At 61.0% G+C, this 19,275-nt stretch carries 24 protein-coding genes; 18 read left to right on the plus strand and 6 right to left on the minus strand.

Going from position 1 to position 19,275, the window contains the following annotated elements; translation table 11 throughout:
• Nucleotides 1-57 precede the first annotated feature (57 nt).
• The 3 genes from SIC17_RS03655 to SIC17_RS03665 are packed head-to-tail and all read left to right on the plus strand — an operon-like array spanning nt 58 to nt 1,717.
• Nucleotides 58-870: a YgfZ/GcvT domain-containing protein gene (locus SIC17_RS03655; RefSeq protein ID WP_412546417.1), complete on the plus strand. Its 813-nt coding sequence runs from the start codon at nt 58-60 to the stop codon at nt 868-870.
• Nucleotides 870-1,451: a DNA-3-methyladenine glycosylase I gene (locus SIC17_RS03660; protein ID WP_412546418.1), complete on the plus strand. Its 582-nt coding sequence runs from the start codon at nt 870-872 to the stop codon at nt 1,449-1,451. Before SIC17_RS03655 ends, SIC17_RS03660 begins: the two co-directional genes overlap by 1 nt.
• A gap of 29 nt (nt 1,452-1,480) precedes the next feature.
• Nucleotides 1,481-1,717 (plus strand): hypothetical protein, encoded by a 237-nt coding sequence (locus tag SIC17_RS03665; protein WP_291893928.1) that lies wholly within the window; start codon nt 1,481-1,483, stop codon nt 1,715-1,717.
• 130 nt (nt 1,718-1,847) lie between these two features.
• Here the strand turns inward: SIC17_RS03665 and SIC17_RS03670 are convergent, their stop codons facing one another.
• Nucleotides 1,848-2,147 carry a hypothetical protein gene (locus SIC17_RS03670; RefSeq protein WP_291893931.1) on the minus strand — a complete coding sequence of 100 codons (300 nt, stop codon included), beginning with the start codon at nt 2,145-2,147 and terminating at the stop codon, nt 1,848-1,850.
• A gap of 434 nt (nt 2,148-2,581) precedes the next feature.
• Between SIC17_RS03670 and SIC17_RS03675 the strand changes: the two genes are divergently transcribed.
• Nucleotides 2,582-3,697 (plus strand): beta-ketoacyl-ACP synthase III, encoded by a 1,116-nt coding sequence (locus SIC17_RS03675; protein ID WP_412546419.1) that lies wholly within the window; start codon nt 2,582-2,584, stop codon nt 3,695-3,697.
• Nucleotides 3,698-3,973: 276 nt separating this feature from the next.
• On the opposite strand, the gene SIC17_RS03680 is transcribed toward SIC17_RS03675, so the two are convergent.
• Nucleotides 3,974-5,197 carry an ammonium transporter gene (locus SIC17_RS03680; protein ID WP_412546420.1) on the minus strand — a complete coding sequence of 408 codons (1,224 nt, stop codon included), beginning with the start codon at nt 5,195-5,197 and terminating at the stop codon, nt 3,974-3,976.
• Nucleotides 5,198-5,426: 229 nt separating this feature from the next.
• Here SIC17_RS03680 and SIC17_RS03685 point away from each other — a divergent pair, with 229 nt between their 5' ends.
• Entirely contained in the window at nt 5,427-6,542 is a 1,116-nt protein-coding gene (locus SIC17_RS03685) for a beta-ketoacyl-ACP synthase III (protein WP_412546421.1), read from the plus strand.
• Nucleotides 6,542-7,528, plus strand: a complete 987-nt coding sequence (locus SIC17_RS03690; protein WP_412546422.1) for a TolB family protein — start codon at nt 6,542-6,544, stop codon at nt 7,526-7,528. The genes SIC17_RS03685 and SIC17_RS03690 overlap by 1 nt, the downstream gene beginning before the upstream one ends.
• Before the next feature lie 81 nt (nt 7,529-7,609).
• Here the strand turns inward: SIC17_RS03690 and SIC17_RS03695 are convergent, their stop codons facing one another.
• A complete protein-coding gene (locus tag SIC17_RS03695) occupies nt 7,610-7,984 on the minus strand; it encodes a hypothetical protein (protein ID WP_291893945.1) in 375 nt (124 codons plus the stop codon).
• Between the two features lie 170 nt (nt 7,985-8,154).
• On the opposite strand from SIC17_RS03695, the gene SIC17_RS03700 reads away from it, so the two are divergent.
• The 9 genes from SIC17_RS03700 (at nt 8,155) to nadC (ending at nt 15,729) form a co-directional block, all read left to right on the plus strand.
• The gene (locus SIC17_RS03700) at nt 8,155-8,778 is read left to right on the plus strand and encodes an HD domain-containing protein (protein ID WP_291893948.1); all 624 of its coding nucleotides are present in this window, start codon (nt 8,155-8,157) and stop codon (nt 8,776-8,778) included.
• Nucleotides 8,778-9,746 (plus strand): NUDIX hydrolase, encoded by a 969-nt coding sequence (locus SIC17_RS03705; protein ID WP_412546423.1) that lies wholly within the window; start codon nt 8,778-8,780, stop codon nt 9,744-9,746. Before SIC17_RS03700 ends, SIC17_RS03705 begins: the two co-directional genes overlap by 1 nt.
• Nucleotides 9,747-9,753: 7 nt before the next feature.
• A complete protein-coding gene (locus SIC17_RS03710) occupies nt 9,754-10,182 on the plus strand; it encodes an ester cyclase (RefSeq protein ID WP_412546424.1) in 429 nt (142 codons plus the stop codon).
• A 77-nt stretch (nt 10,183-10,259) separates the two neighbouring features.
• Complete coding sequence (locus SIC17_RS03715; protein ID WP_291893957.1) at nt 10,260-10,490, plus strand: hypothetical protein; 231 nt, start codon at nt 10,260-10,262, stop codon at nt 10,488-10,490.
• A 110-nt stretch (nt 10,491-10,600) separates the two neighbouring features.
• On the plus strand, nt 10,601-11,749 hold the full coding sequence (gene nadA / locus SIC17_RS03720) for a quinolinate synthase NadA (protein WP_412546425.1): 1,149 nt from the start codon (nt 10,601-10,603) through the stop codon (nt 11,747-11,749).
• Nucleotides 11,750-11,763: 14 nt separating this feature from the next.
• Entirely contained in the window at nt 11,764-12,282 is a 519-nt protein-coding gene (locus SIC17_RS03725; RefSeq protein WP_412546426.1) for an O-acetyl-ADP-ribose deacetylase, read from the plus strand.
• Nucleotides 12,279-13,331: a hypothetical protein gene (locus SIC17_RS03730; protein ID WP_412546427.1), complete on the plus strand. Its 1,053-nt coding sequence runs from the start codon at nt 12,279-12,281 to the stop codon at nt 13,329-13,331. The genes SIC17_RS03725 and SIC17_RS03730 overlap by 4 nt, the downstream gene beginning before the upstream one ends.
• Nucleotides 13,328-14,872 (plus strand): L-aspartate oxidase, encoded by a 1,545-nt coding sequence (locus SIC17_RS03735; RefSeq protein WP_412546428.1) that lies wholly within the window; start codon nt 13,328-13,330, stop codon nt 14,870-14,872. Before SIC17_RS03730 ends, SIC17_RS03735 begins: the two co-directional genes overlap by 4 nt.
• An 8-nt stretch (nt 14,873-14,880) precedes the next feature.
• Nucleotides 14,881-15,729, plus strand: a complete 849-nt coding sequence (gene nadC, locus SIC17_RS03740) for a carboxylating nicotinate-nucleotide diphosphorylase (protein ID WP_412546429.1) — start codon at nt 14,881-14,883, stop codon at nt 15,727-15,729.
• Nucleotides 15,730-15,732: 3 nt separating this feature from the next.
• Here the strand turns inward: nadC and SIC17_RS03745 are convergent, their stop codons facing one another.
• Both SIC17_RS03745 and SIC17_RS03750 read right to left on the minus strand, forming a co-directional pair.
• Nucleotides 15,733-16,032: a hypothetical protein gene (locus tag SIC17_RS03745; RefSeq protein ID WP_291893974.1), complete on the minus strand. Its 300-nt coding sequence runs from the start codon at nt 16,030-16,032 to the stop codon at nt 15,733-15,735.
• Complete coding sequence (locus tag SIC17_RS03750; RefSeq protein ID WP_412546430.1) at nt 16,029-16,586, minus strand: phosphoribosyltransferase; 558 nt, start codon at nt 16,584-16,586, stop codon at nt 16,029-16,031. Before SIC17_RS03750 ends, SIC17_RS03745 begins: the two co-directional genes overlap by 4 nt.
• A gap of 98 nt (nt 16,587-16,684) precedes the next feature.
• Between SIC17_RS03750 and SIC17_RS03755 the strand changes: the two genes are divergently transcribed.
• From SIC17_RS03755 to SIC17_RS03765, 3 genes are all read left to right on the plus strand, one after another.
• The gene (locus tag SIC17_RS03755; protein ID WP_412546431.1) at nt 16,685-17,101 is read left to right on the plus strand and encodes a hypothetical protein; all 417 of its coding nucleotides are present in this window, start codon (nt 16,685-16,687) and stop codon (nt 17,099-17,101) included.
• A gap of 100 nt (nt 17,102-17,201) precedes the next feature.
• Complete coding sequence (locus SIC17_RS03760) at nt 17,202-17,672, plus strand: hypothetical protein (protein WP_412546432.1); 471 nt, start codon at nt 17,202-17,204, stop codon at nt 17,670-17,672.
• The gene (locus SIC17_RS03765; protein WP_412546433.1) at nt 17,630-18,637 is read left to right on the plus strand and encodes an alpha/beta hydrolase; all 1,008 of its coding nucleotides are present in this window, start codon (nt 17,630-17,632) and stop codon (nt 18,635-18,637) included. Before SIC17_RS03760 ends, SIC17_RS03765 begins: the two co-directional genes overlap by 43 nt.
• On the opposite strand, the gene SIC17_RS03770 is transcribed toward SIC17_RS03765, so the two are convergent.
• Nucleotides 18,634-19,251: a hypothetical protein gene (locus SIC17_RS03770; protein WP_291893983.1), complete on the minus strand. Its 618-nt coding sequence runs from the start codon at nt 19,249-19,251 to the stop codon at nt 18,634-18,636. The two genes, SIC17_RS03765 and SIC17_RS03770, sit on opposite strands and share 4 nt — an antisense overlap.
• Between the last annotated feature and the right edge of the window lie 24 nt (nt 19,252-19,275).

A 19,275-nucleotide genomic window follows, 5' to 3' on the forward strand; every position in this document is an offset into this window, starting at 1 on the left:
GGATAACCCGCACCGCCCCTCTTGGCCAGCCAGCGCTGCAATGCCATATGCTAGGGCATGACCAGTGATGCCATTTTTCAACTGCCCGAACGCGCCATCCTGCGGCTGGTGGGCCCGGACACCCGCACCCTGCTGCAACGCGTGATCACCGCCGATGTCGAGAATTTCCCGATCGGGACGATCCGCCCCGGCGCCCTGCTGACGCCCCAGGGCAAGATCATCTGTGATTTCATGATGTTCTCTCGTGAGAACGGGATCGATATCGACGTCTCCGAAAGCGCCGGAGCAGCCCTGCTCAAGCGCCTGACCATGTACCGCCTCAAGGCCGATGTGACCCTGTCGCACGAGACCGCCCTGCACGCGCTCTGGTCCACCGCCGCCTTCGAGGGTGCCAGCGAGGATCCGCGCCTGCCCGGCCAGCTCTGGCGTTCGGTGAGCGATGAGACCCATGAATCACTCGCTCTCGACACGATCGAAATCCCTGCCGGCATCCCCGCCTTTGGCCGCGATTATGGCGAGGCCGAAGTATTTCCGACCGATGTGAACCTGGACGTTTATGGCGGCGTCGGCTGGACCAAGGGCTGTTTCATTGGCCAGGAAGTTGTCTCCCGCATGAAACGTCGCGGCACCATCCGCAAACGTTCACTCGCTGTGACCTTTGACGGCGAAGCGCCGCCCGCAGGCACCCCGCTCAGGGCTGGTGACACGAGCATTGGCGAGATCACCTCAAGCCACGAGAGACAGGCAGTCGCCCTGGTGCGTCTGGACAAGCTGGAGAAGGCCGACGGCACGTTGAGCGCCGGTGACATCGCCGCCTCGACAATCGTACCCGAAGCTCTTGAACCGGAACCGGCCGCGGAACGCATCTGATGCAAAACCGCTGTGCCTGGGTGAACACGCCTGATCCGATCTATGCCGAGTATCACGACACTGAATGGGGTGTGCCGGAATATGATAGCCGGGCCTTGTGGGAGAAGCTGATCCTGGACGGTTTCCAGGCCGGCTTGGCCTGGATCACCATCCTGCGCAAGCGCGAGAATTTCCGCACCGCCTTTGACGGATTCGACCCGGAGATCATCGCCCGGTATGACGAGGCCAGGATCGAGACCCTGCTTGGAAATGCCGGTATCATACGCTCGCGGTCCAAGATCGAGGCGACGATCGGCAATGCCCGCGCCTATCTGGACATGCGGGACGAAGGCACGGATTTTTCCCGCTATCTCTGGGATTTTGTCGATGGCACACCGATCCAGAACCAGTTCCGGACGCTGGCGGACATCCCGGCCAAAACGGCGCTGAGCGAGCAGATCTCGAAGGATCTCAAGAAACGGGGATTCAAGTTTGCAGGTCCGGTGATCGTCTACGCCTTCATGCAGGCCATGGGCATGGTCAATGACCACGAAGTCACTTGCCCCCGCCACCGAGAGGTGCAAGCCTTCATCCGTGGCTGATCAGGCGTAGTGTGTAAAGGACCGCACAGATGAAAACGATGATTGCACGTCTCTCCCTTATTGGATTTTCCGCCGCGAGCATCGCTGGTTGCGCCAGCTTTGACGGCTTTGACCGAGATGACTATCCGCGGGCCGACGAGCTTGGCCCCAATGACTGCTATCAGTCCGGCCCCCACGACCCGACCGCGCCGGGCGAATGGATCTGCCCGGACGAAACCGGTCACGACCGCGTCCAGCCCCGCCACCGCGTGGAAGACCGGGATTAGGGCGCAGCTAGACACTTTTCGTCCAACCGGAAGCATACCTGAGCTAGGGCCGGGGCGCACGAGCTGCGCCGTAGGCGACAAGCAGTCTACTCGTGCGTCGTAATGACAAAACCGCGCGTGACCCGACGAGTTACAGCTGCGCAATCCCCACAAGAAACACCGTCCCGCAGATCAGGGTCACAATTGCGGAGATGCCAGCAAACAAAACTGCCGCGATTTTTTGGTCGAAGCTATTGAAGCTAATACCCTTGGTGATGAGCCCCCTCAGCAAAACCACGGTCAAGACAAACACCAGAACGCGGTCAAGCCAGAGCCATTGTGGATTACCATCGCGAAAAGCACTCATGCTGAACGCGAAATACGCCAGCGACATCAGCGCGAACACCAAAACGCAAAGCGCCGTAAGCGCCTTTCCTGCAAGCCCAGTCAACTGCCTGCTCCTCCTACCAGCATTGAGGGAACATAGCCGCACAACCTCAACAAGGTCTCGCAGCATATCACATCTTTTCGCATTCCGGGCGAACCCAATGCAGCCCCCCCCTTCTACCCCTTAAATCTTATGCCGAGATCGGGCCGTACAGGGTTTCTCAGGTCAAGGGTGAAACCGCGACGCGGCGCTTCGCGCCCTTGACCTGAGAAACCCTGTACGGCGTCCTGCCTGCATGAGATTTAAACCTTGTTCCCTCCGCTGGAGGCTAGGAATACTCGACTCATCCTCGCCCCAGATGGGCGAGGGGGACCGTTGATGACAACGTCTTTTGCCGAGGCGAAACGCTCCCATTACCCCAATCGCAGCTTTCCCCGTGACCTGTCGCAGCAATCTCACTAGGTTCCGCTGTTCCTGATTGCGTTGGAGTAAGCGCCATGAATGCCGTTATCCGTTCCACCGGCCTGTGGACACCGGACGAGAGTGTCTCGAACGAGGAGCTCGTGGAATGCTTCAACGCCTGGGTCGAGAAGCATAATGCCGAACATGCCGACGCCATCGAGCGCGGCTCGGTTGAACCGCTCAACCCCTCCTCCACCGCCTTCATCGAGAAAGCGTCCGGCATCAAGTCGCGCTACACTATCGACAAGGCCGGTGTGCTGGATGTGGATCGCATGCGCCCGCGCATTGCACCGCGCCCGGACGAGGACATCTGCCTGATGGCGGAGGCGGGTGTCGCGGCTGCAAGACAGGCGCTGGAATCGGCGGGCCGTGATGCGGCCGATGTCGATGCTGTGATCTGCTCGGCCACCTCGATGCAGCGCACCTATCCGTGCATCGCCATCGAGATCCAGCAGGCGCTGGGTATCGAGGGCTTTGGTTACGACATGTCAGTGGCGTGTTCGTCCGGCACGTTCGGCATGATCTCGGCGATCAACATGATCAAGACCGGCATGGCCAGATCGGTACTGGTCGTGACACCGGAAATCACCACACCGCAGCTCAACTTCCGCGACCGCGACAGTCATTTCATCTTTGGTGATGTCGCCGTGGCCGTGCTGATCGAGGCCGAGGATATCGCCGGAGACGGTGGCTGGGACATCATGATGACGCGCATGATGACGAAGTTTTCAAACAATATCCGCTCGAATTTCGGCTTCCTGAATGCGTCTGAAGACCCGGAACCGGGTTTCGAGGATCGCTATTTCGTGCAGGAAGGCCGCAAGGTCTTCAAGGAAGTCTGCCCGATGGTCATCGAGATGATCCTGGGCGACCTGGCCAAACAGGGCCTGACTGCGGACGACATGAAACGCCTTTGGCTGCACCAGGCCAATATCAACATGAACCAGATGATTGCGCGCAAGGTCTTTGACCGCGATTTCGAACCACATGAAGCGCCGGTTGTCCTGGACGAGTTCGCCAATATCGCCGGTGCCGGTTCGCTGGTCGCCTTCCACCGTCACAGTGACGATTTCGCGACGGGCGAAAAGGGGCTGATCTGTTCTTTCGGTGCAGGCTATTCGGCTGGTTCGATCTACGTGCAGAAGCGCTGATCACCGCGCCTCGCCGGTCATTGATACCTCCGCATCGAACAGGCGACCGTTTCTGACGCCCCTGCCTGTCAGCTTGACCCCGTCAGCAACGGAGGTCTCTGCATGCGCGCCCTGGAATTCCTGTCCAAGCTTCTCAACACCGTTATCGCAGTGGCCTTTGTCATTGCGCTGGCCGGTGTGTGGTAAAAAAGAGGCCCGGTAGCGCTTGCTACCGGGCCAGTGAAACGTCTCAAACCGGGGAGGAGTGGTTTAGACGCGAAACTTGGTCGGGGCCGGTCAGTTGACCGATTCCCCGTGCAGGGAGGTGTCGAGGCCCTTGATCTCTTCCTCTTCCTCAACCCGCAATTTCATCAGCCTGGACTGGACAAACAGGATGCCAGTGGTGACAACGGCGCAGTAGATGGCTGCCGCCAGCGCGCCCCAGGTCTGGGTCCACACCTGCATCAGATTGCCTTCGATGGCACCGCCCGTGCCGCCAATCGCCTCGACCGCGAAGACACCCGTCAAAATCGCGCCCACAAGGCCGCCTACACCGTGCAGGCCGAACGCATCCAGGCTGTCATCGATCTTGAGCAGGCGTTTGAGGCCGGTCACACCGTAATAAGCGCCCAGCGCACCGCCGATGCCGACAAAAAAGCTCGCCCAGGCCGGAACAAATCCTGCAGCTGGCGTGATGGCTACCAGGCCGGCAACCGCACCGGAGGCTGCGCCCAGCGCGCTTGCCTTGCCGCGCAGCACCCATTCCAGGACCATCCACGTCACAACAGCCGCAGCCGTCGCCAGCTGAGTCGTCACCATGGCGTGGGCTGCACTGCCATTGGCACCCAGGGCCGAACCGCCATTGAAGCCAAACCAGCCAACCCACAACAGGCCTGCACCGATCAGCGTCAACACCAGATTGTCCGGCATCATGGAGCCGCCCGGATAGCCGCGGCGCGGTCCGAGAAATTTGGCCAGCACCAGACCAGCCACACCGGCATTGATGTGCACCACAGCACCACCGGCAAAGTCCAGCACGCCGGCCTCGCCCAGGAAACCGCCGCCCCAGACCCAGTGACAGATCGGCGCATAAACCAGCACCATCCATACCGCGCCAAAGATCAGGAAGGCAGAAAAACGGATACGCTCAACAGCAGCGCCGGCGATGATTGCGACGGTGATGATCGCAAAGGTGAGCTGGAACATGAAGAACAGGTTCTCAGGCAGGTCCCCCGACACCGTGTCCGGCGTCACGCCGGCCAGAAAAACCCGATCCAGACCCCCGACAAAACTGTTGAGCGCTCCCCCGTCCGTAAAAGCGAGTGAATAGGCTGCCACCGCCCAGACCAGGGTCACCACAGCTGCAGCGCCGTAACTCTGCATCATCGTCGACAACACATTCATACGGCGAACCATGCCGGCATAGAAAAGGGCCAGGCCCGGCAGCGTCATCAGCAAGACCAGGGCTGTTGAAGTAAGGATCCAGGCGACATTGCCGCTATCTAGTGCGATCTGTTCCATTGGGGTTACCTCCCGCTTTTTTGCGTTGCACAAAAACTAGGGAGCGCCATCGGCCCGCGTCGAATCTGCGGCAGGATTTTTTCTGCTTTCTTGCGACTTCGCTGCAATCTTGGGCAGACTTGCCGCACATTCGAGCAAAACGAAATTTTTTCGGCGCGATGCTGCGATGCATTGATTAGCTATTCGCAATCGTTAGGCTGCCGACAAGTGTAACAAGCGGGGCATTCTCGTGCAGACCAGCATCATCCGCTCGACGGGTTCTTGGATTCCTGAAGACGTCATCACCAATGAAGAGCTCGTCGCCAGCTATAACAGCTATGCAGAGCGCTTTAACTCCGACAATGCGGCCGCCATCGCCGCGGGCGCGATGGATGAGGTTCCCCTCTCCTCTGCCGAATTCATCGTCAATGCGTCAGGCATTGAACGTCGGCATGTGATCGAGAAGTCGGGCATTCTCAATACCGACACCCTGGTGCCGCGCATCGAACCGCGCCCCTTCGAGGAGACCGCCTTCCAGGCCGAATGCGCCATGAAAGCCGTCACGCCGGCGCTGGAAAAGGCCGGTGTCGCGGGTTCGGATGTTGATGGCGTTATCGTCGCCTCCTCCGCCCAGCAGCGCAATTTCCCGGGCATGGCCTGCGAGATCCAGGACAAGATCGGCTCGGCGGGCTTTTCCTTTGACCTGACCATGGCCTGTGCCTCCGCGCTCTACGGCCTGCATATCGCCAATGGCATGATCAAGTCCGGCCAGGCCAAGCGTATCCTGGTGTGCTCGCCGGAAATCATGACCTGTATCAATGTGCACTCGCGCCGCGATGTGCACTTCATCTTCGGTGACGCAGCCAGTGCAATCCTGGTAGAAGCCGATGAGGGCCGCGAAGGCGGCTGGGAAGTGCTCGGCACACACTGCCAGAACAAGTATTCCATCGCCCTGCGCTCTGATTTCGGCTTCCTCAACGAGGCCGAGCGCACGGTCCAGGCCGATTACACACCGGGTCTCGACCAGGATGGTCACAAGGTCTTCAAGGACGTGGTCGGTTTCGCACCGACCGTGGCCAAGTCGTTGATGGAACAGATCGACCTCGCGCCGGAAGACGTGCGCCGCACCTGGCTGCACCAGGCCAATATCCGCATGGTCGACATGATTGCCAAACGTATCCTGGGACGCGACCGGACGCCGGAGAATGCGCCGGCCATCCTGCAGGAATACGGAAACACATCCTCCTCCTCTGTCGTGATCAATTTCGAACAACACTCCGAGGACATGGCCGCCGGCGAGAACGGTGTCATGTGTGCCTTCGGCGCCGGTTACGGCGTGGGTGCTGCAGCCGTGAGGAAACGTTGATGCGTATTACCCTTTCACTTTTGCTGGCCGCCGGCCTGGCCGCCTGTTCCGCGCCTGAAACCGAGACGCCTGAAGAGGAAACACCGGTTGAAGCGGCTGCCGCTGAAACCGAGGCTCCGGCCGAGGAAGAGGCTGCGGAGGACGTCCCCGCTCCGCCGAGCCAGGACATCTATCTCTACGCACTCAGCTGGGACGGCGACACGCCAGCCCTCGGCGATCAGATCGGTCGCATCGGTGATGAGGGTTATGACAACCAGCCCTTCTTCACGAGTGATGGCGGCGTGCTCTACACGTCTGCTGGCGAAAACGGCAATACCGATATCTGGCGCTACGACCTGGCGTCAGGCGAAAGCGCCCAGCTGACCGATACGCCGGATGCGAGCGAATACTCGCCGAAAGTCCCGCCGTCCGAAGGCGCGCTGTCCTATCTCTACCAGCCGCCGGGCGGTTATGCCGGCAATGCCTATCTGGCGGATGACGGCAATGCCAATCCGCGTGCGGCGCACGCGCTGGCGCCGGTTGGCTATTACGAATTTTCCGCCGACCTGCGTTATGTCGCGACGTTCTATCTGGGTGAGCCAGACAGCGGTAATCCCTTTACCCTGCAGCTGATCGACCGCTCGACCGCGCCGGAGACCGTGACCCAGATCGCGGAGAATCCGGGTCGCACCTTCTGGCGCAATCCGCGCGGCACGGGTGTTTATCACTCCCTCGCCGATGCAGACGGCAATCACACGGTTCACTATCTCGACTTCCGCGCCGCAGAAGACACACCGCTGTTTGCCATGCCGGAGGGTGTGGAGGACTTCGTCAGCGCGGGCCTGCCCACTGATGGCGTTGCCTTCCTGTCGACATCGAACGGCCAGCTGGTCTACTGGAATGGAGACGCCTGGACTGAAGCCGGCGACATTTCCGCCCTGGCAGGTGCCACCCGCCTGGCCATCAGCCCGGACCTGTCCGTCATCGCGATCGTCGCTGAGGAATAGGCCTCACCGCTCCTGCGACACAAACCGCCCTCAGCTCCTCGCTGAGGGCGTTTTGCTGTCGGGGCAGCGGGCGTTCCCGAGCTAGACTTTCTGTGCTTCGGTGATCTTGTAGGTCAGGTCATCGCCGTCGGCTTCGTGGATGGTGAGATACTCTCCGATCCGTAGCAGATGATCACCGAGGCTGAAGACCGGTTCGTCCGGGCCTTCGTGTTCCTCGTCATATTGGAAGAACCAGTGACTGCCGCGATGAGTCAGCCAGCCATCCGCCTTCTCCGCGTCCTCGGGCGAGAAACGATCGACCGTGCAGCGGGCGCGGTGTTCGCGCCACATCTCCACATCGAGATGCCCGTCCTTGTCCAGCGGCGCCACGACGACATAGCCGTGATTGTCATCCCCTTCGGGGTAACCAGCATCGGGATTGCGCCCCAGGCGCATGACCACACGTGTCAGAGACATGGAATTCTCCCTTATTTATTTATGGATATATCAGCCAAGGTCGGGCCACCGGTCCAGACCTGCAAGCGCGACAAGACCGCACAGTTTTCATCAGCTGCGTGCAGCACATCGGTGGAGCCGCGGCGCTGGCTCTGTTACATCCTGCCTGTCAATCAGTCATTTGAGGCCTCATGCCCCGCGCCACTGCCGCCAGTAAAACCAAACAGCCCCGTGCCTGGCAGAGAATGATCTCCGGCCGCCGGCTGGACCTGCTCGACCCCTCGCCCTTTGATGTGGAGATCGAGGATATCGCCCATGGCCTCGCACGTGTTGCGCGCTGGAATGGCCAGACCAAGGGCGATCACGCCTTCTCTGTTGCGGAACACTCTGTCGTGGTGCTTGAGATTGTCGATCATCTCTATCCCGGCCTGGCACCGAAATGGCGACTGGCCGCCCTGCTGCACGACGCACCGGAATATGTGATCGGTGACATGATCAGCCCGTTCAAGGCGGCACTCGGTGTGGATTATCGTGCTTTCGAGGACCGGCTCGAGGCTGCTGTCCACCTGCGGTTCGGCCTGCCGCCAAAGCTGAGCCAGGACGTCAAACGCAAGATCAAGCGCGCCGACATTGTCTGCGCCTATTTCGAGGCGACCCAGATCGCCGGCTTCACGCACGAGGAATCCGTTGAATTCTTCGGTCGCCCGCCGCCCGGGCTGGAAATCGCCATCCGCCCGTTGTGCGTCAAGGACGCCCAGGCCTTGTTCCTCGACCGGTTTGAGCAGACGCTTGCAGAAGTCGAGGATGCCGGCTGATGCCAACAGCGACTGAACTTGTGGTGGGACTGAATGCGGTGATCCTGACCGTAAACCAGGATCGCCCGCAGGTTCTCATCGTGCCCCAGGACAATACCGAGGTGGCCCTGCCCTTCGGTCCGTTCAACCCGGCGGAACACCGCACATTTGAGATCGGCCTGCGCCGCTGGGTGCAGGAACAGGCGCGTTTCCAGCTGGGTTATGTCGAACAGCTCTACACATTCGGTGATCGCGGCCGGGAGGCGCCCGTGGCCGCGATGACCGATATCGGCGATGGCCGCATCATCTCGGTCGGCTATCTCGCCCTGACGTCTGACACCTCCACGCCGCCCGATGGCGGTGGCCTGTGGCGCGACTGGTATGGCTTTTTCCCCTGGGAAGACTGGCGTGAGGGCAAACCCGCTGTCATCGACGCGGAAATCCTGCCGCGCCTGTCGGCCTGGGCGGACGAGGCCGCGGCGCCCGATCGCCGCGCCACCCGTCACGACCGGCTCAAACAAACCTTCGGCGAAGGCGGATCACGCTGGAATGAAGAACGGGTGCTGGATCGCTACGAGCTGCTGTACGAGGCCGGTCTGGTTGAGGAAGCTGCCCGCGACGGCCAGGCGGATCGCCCTTCTGGCTGTCCTGGCCTCGGCCTGACCATGGCCTCCGATCATCGCCGCATCCTGGCCACGGCCCTCTCCCGCCTGCGTGGCAAGGTGAAATACCGGCCAGTCGCCTTCGAATTGATGCCGGAAGCCTTCACCCTCTCCACCCTGCAGCACTCGGTGGAAGCTATTATCGGCTATCGCCTGCACAAGCAGAATTTCCGCCGCGCGCTTGATCGCGCTGGTTTTGTAGAAGGCACGGGCAAGATGGAAAGCCAGACGGGCGGACGCCCGGCCGAGCTCTATCGCTATTGCCGCGAAGCCCTGGCGGGCCTGCCTTCGCTGGGCCTGGCCACGCCAAAACTGCGCGACGCCTGAGCGACGGATGACCACGAGCCCGCAAGTCGACATCGTGTATCAGCTTCACGCCCTTTGGAATAATGGCGATCTTTCGCGCATTGCAGCGATCTATCACCCGGACTTCCTGGCCCATTGGCCGGGCAGCAGCGAAACCCCTCAGCGCTCGGGATTTGCCGGGGTTGAATACGGCGTCGAGCGGATCCGCTCCGCCTTCCCCGACTGGACGGAAACCGTGCTCGACACGATCGAACAATATGACCGGGTTGTGACCCGCTATGTTTCGACGGGCACCCATGAGGGCCCATTCTGGGGTATCGCCCCGACAGGACGAAAAATCCGCATCGAGGAAATGTCGATTTATCGTTTCCAGTCCGGCCGGATCATCGAGCAATGGTGTCTATGCGACGAGCTGGCCCGGCTACGGCAGCTCGGCGTTGCCCTGCCACACGAATAGAATTCAAAGATCCGTGAGATAGGTTGCATATTCACCCTCACCACACATAATTGCTGCCGCTTCCGGGGGAGTGTGTTGTGCGTACCAGTGTGATTACGAATGCGGGCCTTTCCGGTCTCAGCTATCTGGCCGCCCTCTTGGCCGCGTTTCATGAGATTTATCTTCTGTCACTGTTGTTTGCCATCCTGACCACCATCCCGCTGCTGGGATTTTCATGGGATTCGCGCGGCGTGAAACGCACACTTTTCGGCGTGATTACAACGGCTTCCGCCCTGTTCGCGGTCTATTCCGGCGTCGTCGTCTCCTGAGCGATCAAACTCTTGCACTATGCTCCGGCTGAGCATATACAGGGATCACCAATTAGGCTCACTTCGAGCAAAAGGCGATTGTTCTGATCGCCAATTTTCAGATCTGAGTAATGCTCACTTTGAGCAAAATGGAGGGGAAGATGGACGGACTTAGCTGGGACAAGAACCTGCAGGCCGATGAAGGCCGCACGTCCGACACCTATGACTTGCCCTATACGGACGAGGTGAAAGCCGCGACCGATCATCTCTATGCGCGCGTGAAACACGTTGTCACACCGATGGAATGGCCGCAGAAGGCCGCTCTGATCCACGCCATCAACGAGCTGAAGAAAGAGAAGAAAGCCGTCATCCTGGCGCATAACTACATGACCGCCGACATCTTCCACACGGTTGGCGATCTGATGGGCGACAGCCTGGCCCTGGCGCGCATGGCCGCCGACAGCGATGCCGAGATCATCGTCCAGGCCGGTGTGCATTTCATGGCCGAGACGGCCAAGTGCATGGCACCGAACAAGACGGTCCTCATCCCCGACACCCGCGCCGGCTGCAGCCTGGCGACCTCCATCACGGCGGAGGATGTGCGCCGCATCAAGGCGGCCTATCCGGGCATTCCGGTGGCCACCTATGTGAACACCACGGCGGATGTGAAAGCCGAGTGCGACATCACCTGCACCAGCTCCAACGCCGTCCAGGTCGTTGAGAGCCTGGGCAGCGACACCGTTATCCTGTTGCCGGACCAGTATCTGGCCAAGAATGTCGCCGCACAGACGGATGTGAAAATCCTCACCTGGGCCGGAAGCTGTGAAGTGCATGAGCAATTCACCGCCCAGGACGTCCAGGACCTGCGCGACGCTCATCCCGGCGTTGTCATCATCACCCACCCGGAAAGCCCGCTGGACGTGGTCCAGGCTGCCGATTTCGCCGGCTCCACCGCCGCCATGGCCGACTGGGCGCGCAAGAGCGGCGCCAAGACCGCCGTTCTGCTGACCGAATGCTCCATGAGCGACAATGTCACGGTTGAAGTTCCGGAAGTGAATTTCGTGCGCCCGTGCAATCTCTGCCCGCACATGAAGAAAATCACGCTGGAAAACATCTATGACTGCCTGAAATTCGGCCAGCACGAGGTCGAGGTCGACGACACCGTCATCGAAGGCGCCCGCGCCGCCGTCCAGGCCATGCTCGACCTGCCCAAGCCCGCCGTCCCGGCCAGCTTTGACCCGAGCAAGCAGGAAAAACCGGTCGAGCTGGTCAGCATCTAGTCGCGGAGGCCATCATGGCCAACGTAGAACTCACACGTCAAAGCATTGTCGAGCTTGAGGTCGATGCGATCGTCAACGCTGCCAACCGCCGCATGCTCGGTGGTGGTGGCGTTGATGGCGTGATCCACCGCGCCGCCGGCCCCGGCCTCCTGGAAGAATGTCGCCTCGCGGGTGGATGTGAGACCGGGGATGCCAAGGTCACTGGCGCCCACGACCTGCCGTGCCGCTGGATCATCCACACCGTCGGCCCGATGTGGCGCGGTGGCGATAACGGCGAAGCTGACCTGCTGCAATCCTGTTACCGCCGCTCGATCGCGGAGGCCGACGCTCTCGGCGCGAAAACCCTGGCCTTCCCCGCCATCTCCACGGGCGCCTATGGTTTCCCCGTCGAGGCGGCAGCTCGCATCGCCGTTCAAACCGTCGCACAAGCCGCCCAGGCGACCAGGCTGGAAACCATCTTCCTGGTCACTTTCGACAAACGTAATCACAGCGCCCTCAAACAGGCCCTGCGCCGGGAGGAGCTGTTAGGATGATCCGTTTACGCTTGTTCTGCACATTCTTGTTTGCGCTTCTCTTTCCGGCTACCGCAGCAGCCGTCGCGCAAGACCACATCGTCATACCGGAACCGGCAATTTGCGCCGACATGTCCGTCGAAGATCAAGGCACTTCCCCCAACGCCCCTATCACAGCGACGATGTCTCAGATACTCGCAGATCTCGACCGCCGACGACTGACGGGACAACCGTCCGAATTCCAATGTCGCTGGGTCCGGCTGAGCGGGCACCTGCGCATGAACCACTTCCGCCTGCCGTCAGGCGACCACATGTTTTACAAGGATCTTTCAGAAGTTTATGCCAGAACCTCGCCGCCGCCCGGTCTACCGAGCGGGAGCATGCCCCCGACCGCAATCATGATCGAAACCTTCGCGGATCCACATATCGATTTCGATGAAGTTGATGCCCGCGACATGGAACTCATCGCCTTTGTCTATCAGCCGCTTTGCCGGGTTGTGGAGCGTGGTCAGGGGGGAGAGACTCCTCGCGATTGTTGGCGTGACAGAGAAGGTTACACCCGTCTTCTGGATGCACGCATTCACGAAGTAAAAACCGAGCGCCCGATACGCCTTACCGGAGAGCGCAATCGTCCGCTTATCGGAAACTTGATTCATGTGGAAGATAACATCGGCATCGACCGCAACCTAAGCATCACCGCCTTCAACATGCGGCTTGATCAACTGCTGGAGGCAGATGTCACAGTTCGGCCAACGGACCGGCGGGACGCTCGCACCATCTCACACAGACCGAGCAATCCGGCGATTGTTCGCCCCGGCGAGGTCTCGCTGGTCGCGCGGATACCACCAAGCTGGGATGAGAGGCAGGTCGCGTTGTTCGTCGCGAATTATGACCCTGACCGTGGGCTTGGAACATATCCCGCCAGCTATGGCTGCGTATGCCTGAGCGGCGACTGTTCAGATCAATGGCCGTTGCACACCAATGATCTTGATCGCGTGCATGGCGACTTTCTTTGCCGGATCATCCGCCACCATGACGATTTCCTGATGGAGCTGCGTGAACCATTATGACCCGCCCCGTTCTCATCATCGGAGCCGGCATTGCAGGGCTTTGGGCGGCGTTGAAGATGGCGCCGCGCGAGGTTGTGTTGCTGACAGGTGCCCCGCTGGGCCAGGGCGCTGCGTCTGGCTGGGCGCAGGGCGGCGTGTCTGCAGCGCTGGCCGATAATGACAGCCCGGCCCTGCATGCGCGCGACACCATGATGGCGGGTGCTGGCCTGGTTAAGGCTGATGCTGCGCACGCCCTGGCCGAGGGCGCCGCGGCGGAGGTCCGGGCGCTGGCCGCGATTGGCGCGCCGTTCGAGCGCAATGGGGCTGACTGGTCCCTGTCGCGCGAAGCCGCCCACTCCGCACATCGGGTGGCCCGTGTGAAGGGAGATGGCGCCGGGGCCGCAATCATGGCGACCTTGATCGAGGCTGTTTGCGCCAGCAAACACATTCATGTCCGCGATGGCTGGCAAGCGGTTCACTTGCTTTCGGGCGAGACCGGATGTGCCGGCGCCCTCGCCGAAGGACCAGACGGTGAGGCTGAAACCATCTTCGCCGATGAGACAGTTCTGGCCATGGGCGGTGCGGGGGGCCTGTTTGCCCTGACCACGACACCGGCCGGGGCGCAGGGGCAGGCCATGGCCATGGCAGCCCGCCTGGGCGCGCAGATCCAGGATCCGGAATTCGTGCAATTCCACCCGACCGCGCTCAACGCCGATCTCGACCCGGCACCCTTGTGTACCGAAGCCCTGCGCGGCGAAGGCGCCGTCCTGATCGACAAGACAGGCGAGCGCTTCATGAAGCCGGTGCATGAACTGGCTGAGTTGGCACCCCGTGATGTTGTGGCCCGCGCCGTGCATCGCCAGAATGCCCGCGGACTGGGGGCCTTCCTGGATTGCCGCGAGGCCATTGGAGACGCATTTCCCGACCGGTTCCCGGCCGTGTTTGCGGCCTGCCAACGCGCTGGCATTGATCCGCGCGTGCAGCCGATCCCCGTCGCCCCGACCGCGCACTATCATATGGGCGGTGTGAAAATCGATATCGATGGCCGCACGACTGTCGACGGCCTGTGGGCCATAGGCGAATGTGCCTCCAGTGGTCTGCATGGCGCCAACCGACTGGCGTCCAACTCTCTGGCAGAGGGCCTGGTTGCTGCTGCGCGGTGCGCTGAGGCGATGTCGAAGGGGGGGCGTCGTGACCTTCCCCCTCCCCCTCGCAAGCTCGGGACCTCCCCCGCAAGCGGGGGAGGAAAACTCCCCCATCTCGCCTTGCAACGCTTGCGACAGGCGATGAGCCGGCATTGCGGAGTTGAGCGTTCTGCCAGCGGTCTTGGAGAGCTGATTGAGCTGATCAACGCGCTGGAAGCCAGTCATGGTCCGGCCGATGCGCTGCTGGCCGCCCGCTTCATCGTCACCGCCGCGCTGCGCCGAAACGAGAGCCGTGGCGGACATTTCCGCACGGATTATCCCGCGACAGCCGACACCGCCGCACACACGGTCTACACACTGGCTGATCTCGACCAGCCCAGCACCGAAGCCGCACGCCACAGCGTGCCGGCCGAATAGGACACTCCATGCCCGTCAATCCGATCCCGCGCTATCTCGTTTCCGAGGCTGTCACCCGTGCCCTGGCCGAAGACCAGGGGGGCCGCGGCGATGTCACGGCACTGGCCTGTATTCCGGCCAAGGCCGAGAGCAAATTCTATTTCGTTTCGCGCCAGGACGGCATGTTCTGTGGGATGCAGCCAGCGCTCGAAGCCGTCTGGCAGATGGATCCGGAAGCCCTGGTCAGCCCCCAGGTCGAGGACGGCAGCAAAGTTGCCAAGGGCGATGTCCTGGCCAGTGTCACCGGCAATGCCCGCGCACTCCTGTCAGCAGAACGTATCGCGCTGAACTTCATGGGCCGAATGAGCGGTATCGCCACCTTCACCCGCCAGTATGTAGACGCGGTCGCCGAGACCGGTACGCGTATCGCGCACACCCGCAAGACCACGCCGGGATTCCGCGCCTTCGAGCTGCAAGCGGTCCAGGCCGGTGGCGGGGCGCTGCATCGTTTCGGGCTGGATGACGCCATCCTGATCAAGGACAATCACGTGGCCGTCTGTGGCGGTGTGGCCGAAGCTGTGAAGGCGGCCCGGGACAGCGCCGGTCACATGACCCGTGTTGCGGTCGAAGTGGATCGGCTGGACCAGCTCGGTGACGCTGTTGAGGCCGGCGCGGAAAGCGTTCTGCTGGACAATTTCTCGCTGGATGACCTGCGCGGCGCAGTCGCCCAGGCCAAGGGCAAGGTGACGCTGGAAGCCTCCGGAGGCGTCAATCTGGACACGGTACGCGGCATTGCGGAAACCGGGGTCGATATTATCTCGGTGGGAGCGCTGACCCACTCGGCACCCAATTTCGATATTGGTCTGGACGAGGGCTAGGGCTCAGCCGTCCGACTGGACCAGCTTGCCGAGCGGCAAGGGTCCCATTTCCGGATCCGGCAGAACACCGTCCAGCCGGGCCTGTCCGTAACAGAACCCCTCGCTCATACTGTCATACCAGAGTACGTCGCTGCCATTGCGCGCGACCACCCAGAAGCCGAACCCGTGTTCGGCCCCGGCCTCACGAACCCAGACCTCCGGTTCGATTCGCAGGCTCTCCCACAGCGTCAGCTGGGCTGCGGACAGCTCTCCCTCGGCGACCAGGACAAGCCCGCGGATCTGGGCCTCGGTGATCAGGCTCAATCGCCACCCCCGAGATCAGTCGGCAGACCGGAGGCTGCCAGCTCGTCATCGGCCAGACCGCAGAGCTCGTGCGGGAAGACCAGCCATTCATCACACTCGTGGATGAAATAGTCCGGCAAGAGGTTGGTCTGATTACGGGTCGGTTTGTAATAGACCGTCGCGATGCGGATATCCGCTGGCAGGTTGCGCCGGCACTTGCGCCCCAGAACCTGCAGCAGTGCCTCGATCGAGCGACCACTGTCGAAGACATCATCCACGATCAGCACCCGGTCATCCGCATTCAGCGTGTCGACCAGATATCCTTCGCCATACACCCGCACTTCACGTGATTGCGTATCGATTCCAGTATAGGAGGAGGTGCGTATGGCGATGTGATCAGCCTTGTGGCCCTTGAATTCCAGATATTCCTGGACGGCGATCCCGATCGGCGCGCCGCCACGCCAGACCCCGACAATATGTGTCGGCTCGAACCCATCCGCGCGAACCTTTTCGCCCAGGCGAAAACTGTCAGCCAGCAGGTCGGAAGCGGAAATGAAAGTCTTTTCAATGCTCATGGGAAGATCTCGCGGGCGGGAAGAACGCCTGCGAGCCTAACCTGATACAATCAGGGCTGAAAGTGATTCCACCCACCTCTTACAGGGAGGCGTATCGCGTGTTGTCACATGTCCGGATTGAAGCCGATCTACGCTGGCGCATGTGCCTGGGCTTTGCCACTTTCTCTTTTGCCGGAGCCTTCGCCTGGGGCATCCCCAATGCAACGCACGCCCTTGGGATCGAGCTGACGGGGCCCATGCCGTCGGGTTATGCCCTACGTTTCGCCTCTACAGCGGCCCACGGCATTCTCGGTACACTGGCCGCCGTGGTTTATGTGATCGCCTATGTTCCTCTGCTTTGCCGGTCCGCCCTTTTCCTGCCTGTCTATGCAACTGCATCGGCAAGCCGGTTTGTTTTCTGGCTTTCGCAAATCAGCGACGTCAACTTCCCGGTCAATATCGGCTTCTTCATGATGGCGGTTGATCTGGCGGTGATTTTCACCGCTTCGAAATGGTATTTGAGAACCCTCCGTTAAGGGTAACAAAAACCTACTAAGCATTTATAAAACATTCATATTTTTGAACCGAACCCGCATGTATACAGCGCCCGCGATTTCGAGTTGTGTGGTGTTGTTGATGCGTTCCTTTTCCCCGATCCCCAAGTCCCGGCACTGGATGCTGGTCACGCTGGCGGCAGCGCTGCCACTGATCGACTCCCTGTTCTGGACGATAGTGGGCACGGTGGACCGCAACGAAAGCCTGTCTCAGAGCGCCCTGGGCAATGCTCTGCCACCCATGTTCCCGATCGACGCCTTTGTCGTGGTCACCGGAATCGCTTGCCTTCTGTCCTATGCCATCGCGCTCGGCGTGTTGCTGGCGCGGCGGCGTTTCTTCATCTTCGTCTATGGCGTCGCCAGCATTTTGCGCGTGTCCATCTGGGCCGGCCAGATTTTCAATTACGATTTCCCCGGAATCATCGGCTATTTCCTGCTGGCCGTAGACACAGCAGTCGTATTTGCCGGCCTGCACTGGTATCAGGATCGCAAATCCGGGGGAGACAGGACATGCAAAGAGGCGAATTCCCGCGTGGACGGGTTGAGCAGCTAGAGATCGACAGCCAGGCCATCGCCAACAACATGCTCGGCGATCCGACCCGGCGGCGTGTCGATGTCTATATCCCGCACGGTCATGACGGATCAGGCCTGCCGCTGCTGGTCGACCTGGTCGGTTTCACCTCCGGCGGTCCCAAGCATACAAGCTGGTACAATTTCGGAGAAAATGTCCCCGAACGCGCCGATCGCCTGGTCGCGCAAGGCGAGATGGCGCCCTGCGTCATCGCCTTCCCGGACTGTTTCACACGGCTGGGCGGCAATCAGTACGTCAATTCCGCCGCCATGGGGAACTGGGCTGAATTCATCACGCAGGAATGCGTGCCCGCCATCGAGGCGCAGTTCGGCTGCGGCGGTTCTGGCAAACGCGGTGTCTTCGGCAAGAGTTCCGGCGGTTACGCGGCCATGGTGCACGCCCTTCTCTATCCGGATTTCTGGTCCGCCGCAGCCAGCCATTCCGGCGATATGGGTTTTGAGCTCATGTTCGCCGCCGACTTCGCCCACACGCTGCGCCGGATCGACAAGCGCGGTGGCACGATCGAGGCCTTTATCGAGAATTTCGAGAAGGCCGTGAAAGTTGATGGCAGCGACCTGCATGCGCTGATGATCCTGGCCATGGCGGCGACCTATGATCCCGATCCGGATAGCTATCTGGGTATTCGCCTGCCCGTGACGATGGACACCTGCGAACGCATTCCGGAACGCTGGGCGCAATGGCTGAAATGGGACCCGCTGGAAATGCTCGACGAGCATGGCGACGGGCTGAAACAGCTCAAGGGCCTGTTCATCGATTGCGGTGATGTCGACCAGTACAATCTGCTCTACGGCGCTCGGCGCATGCACAAACAGCTTACTGCGCGCGGCATCGGGCATGTCTACGAGGAATTCCCCGACAACCACTCCTCGACCGATTATCGCATGGATATCAGCCTGCCCTATCTGGCGCGCGTCCTCTCGGACTAGCGCGCCGGCGCCATGTAATGCGCCTCGTTTCCACCCACGGCAGACGATACCGACGTCGCCAGGATAGCGATCAGCATGCGTGCCACGATTGTGAAGAAGAGCAGCAGGATCTGATCATCGGCAACCAGGAGCCGCAGGATATTATTCCACCGGAAGGGCAGTCCCGTATTCTCCAGCCGCGCCTCGACCCAGCCGGCCGCCGACAACATGTTGTCGAGGATATCCGGCGCAACAATGCCCAGCGACACCAGCATCAGGATACCCAGGACGAAGGCAAAGAAGAGCGAGGCCGTCATCGATCCGATACTGGCGAGCAGTGTACCTATCCCGTTCATACGCGAGGAAAACGGTGCCAGTCCGATGGCCAGGATGACCCGAGCAATGATGGTGAAGATGAGGATGACGATCGCTTCAGACGCCGCGAAAATACCGACCCAGACATTATATTTGCTGGGCAGGCCGGTGGATGTCACAGCGCGCTCGATCAGGTCGGCACCATTTTGCACCCAGTGCAGCCATAACGGCGCATAAACGCCCAACAGCACCAGGATTGCCAGCGCCAATACCATGGCGACCATCACGGTCAGCCCGGTCATTGCCATACGTCCGAACATCATTTCCCCCTGCGCCACATCGAG

Source organism: Maricaulis sp. MIT060901 (assembly GCF_047123815.1).
Taxonomy (GTDB): domain Bacteria; phylum Pseudomonadota; class Alphaproteobacteria; order Caulobacterales; family Maricaulaceae; genus Maricaulis.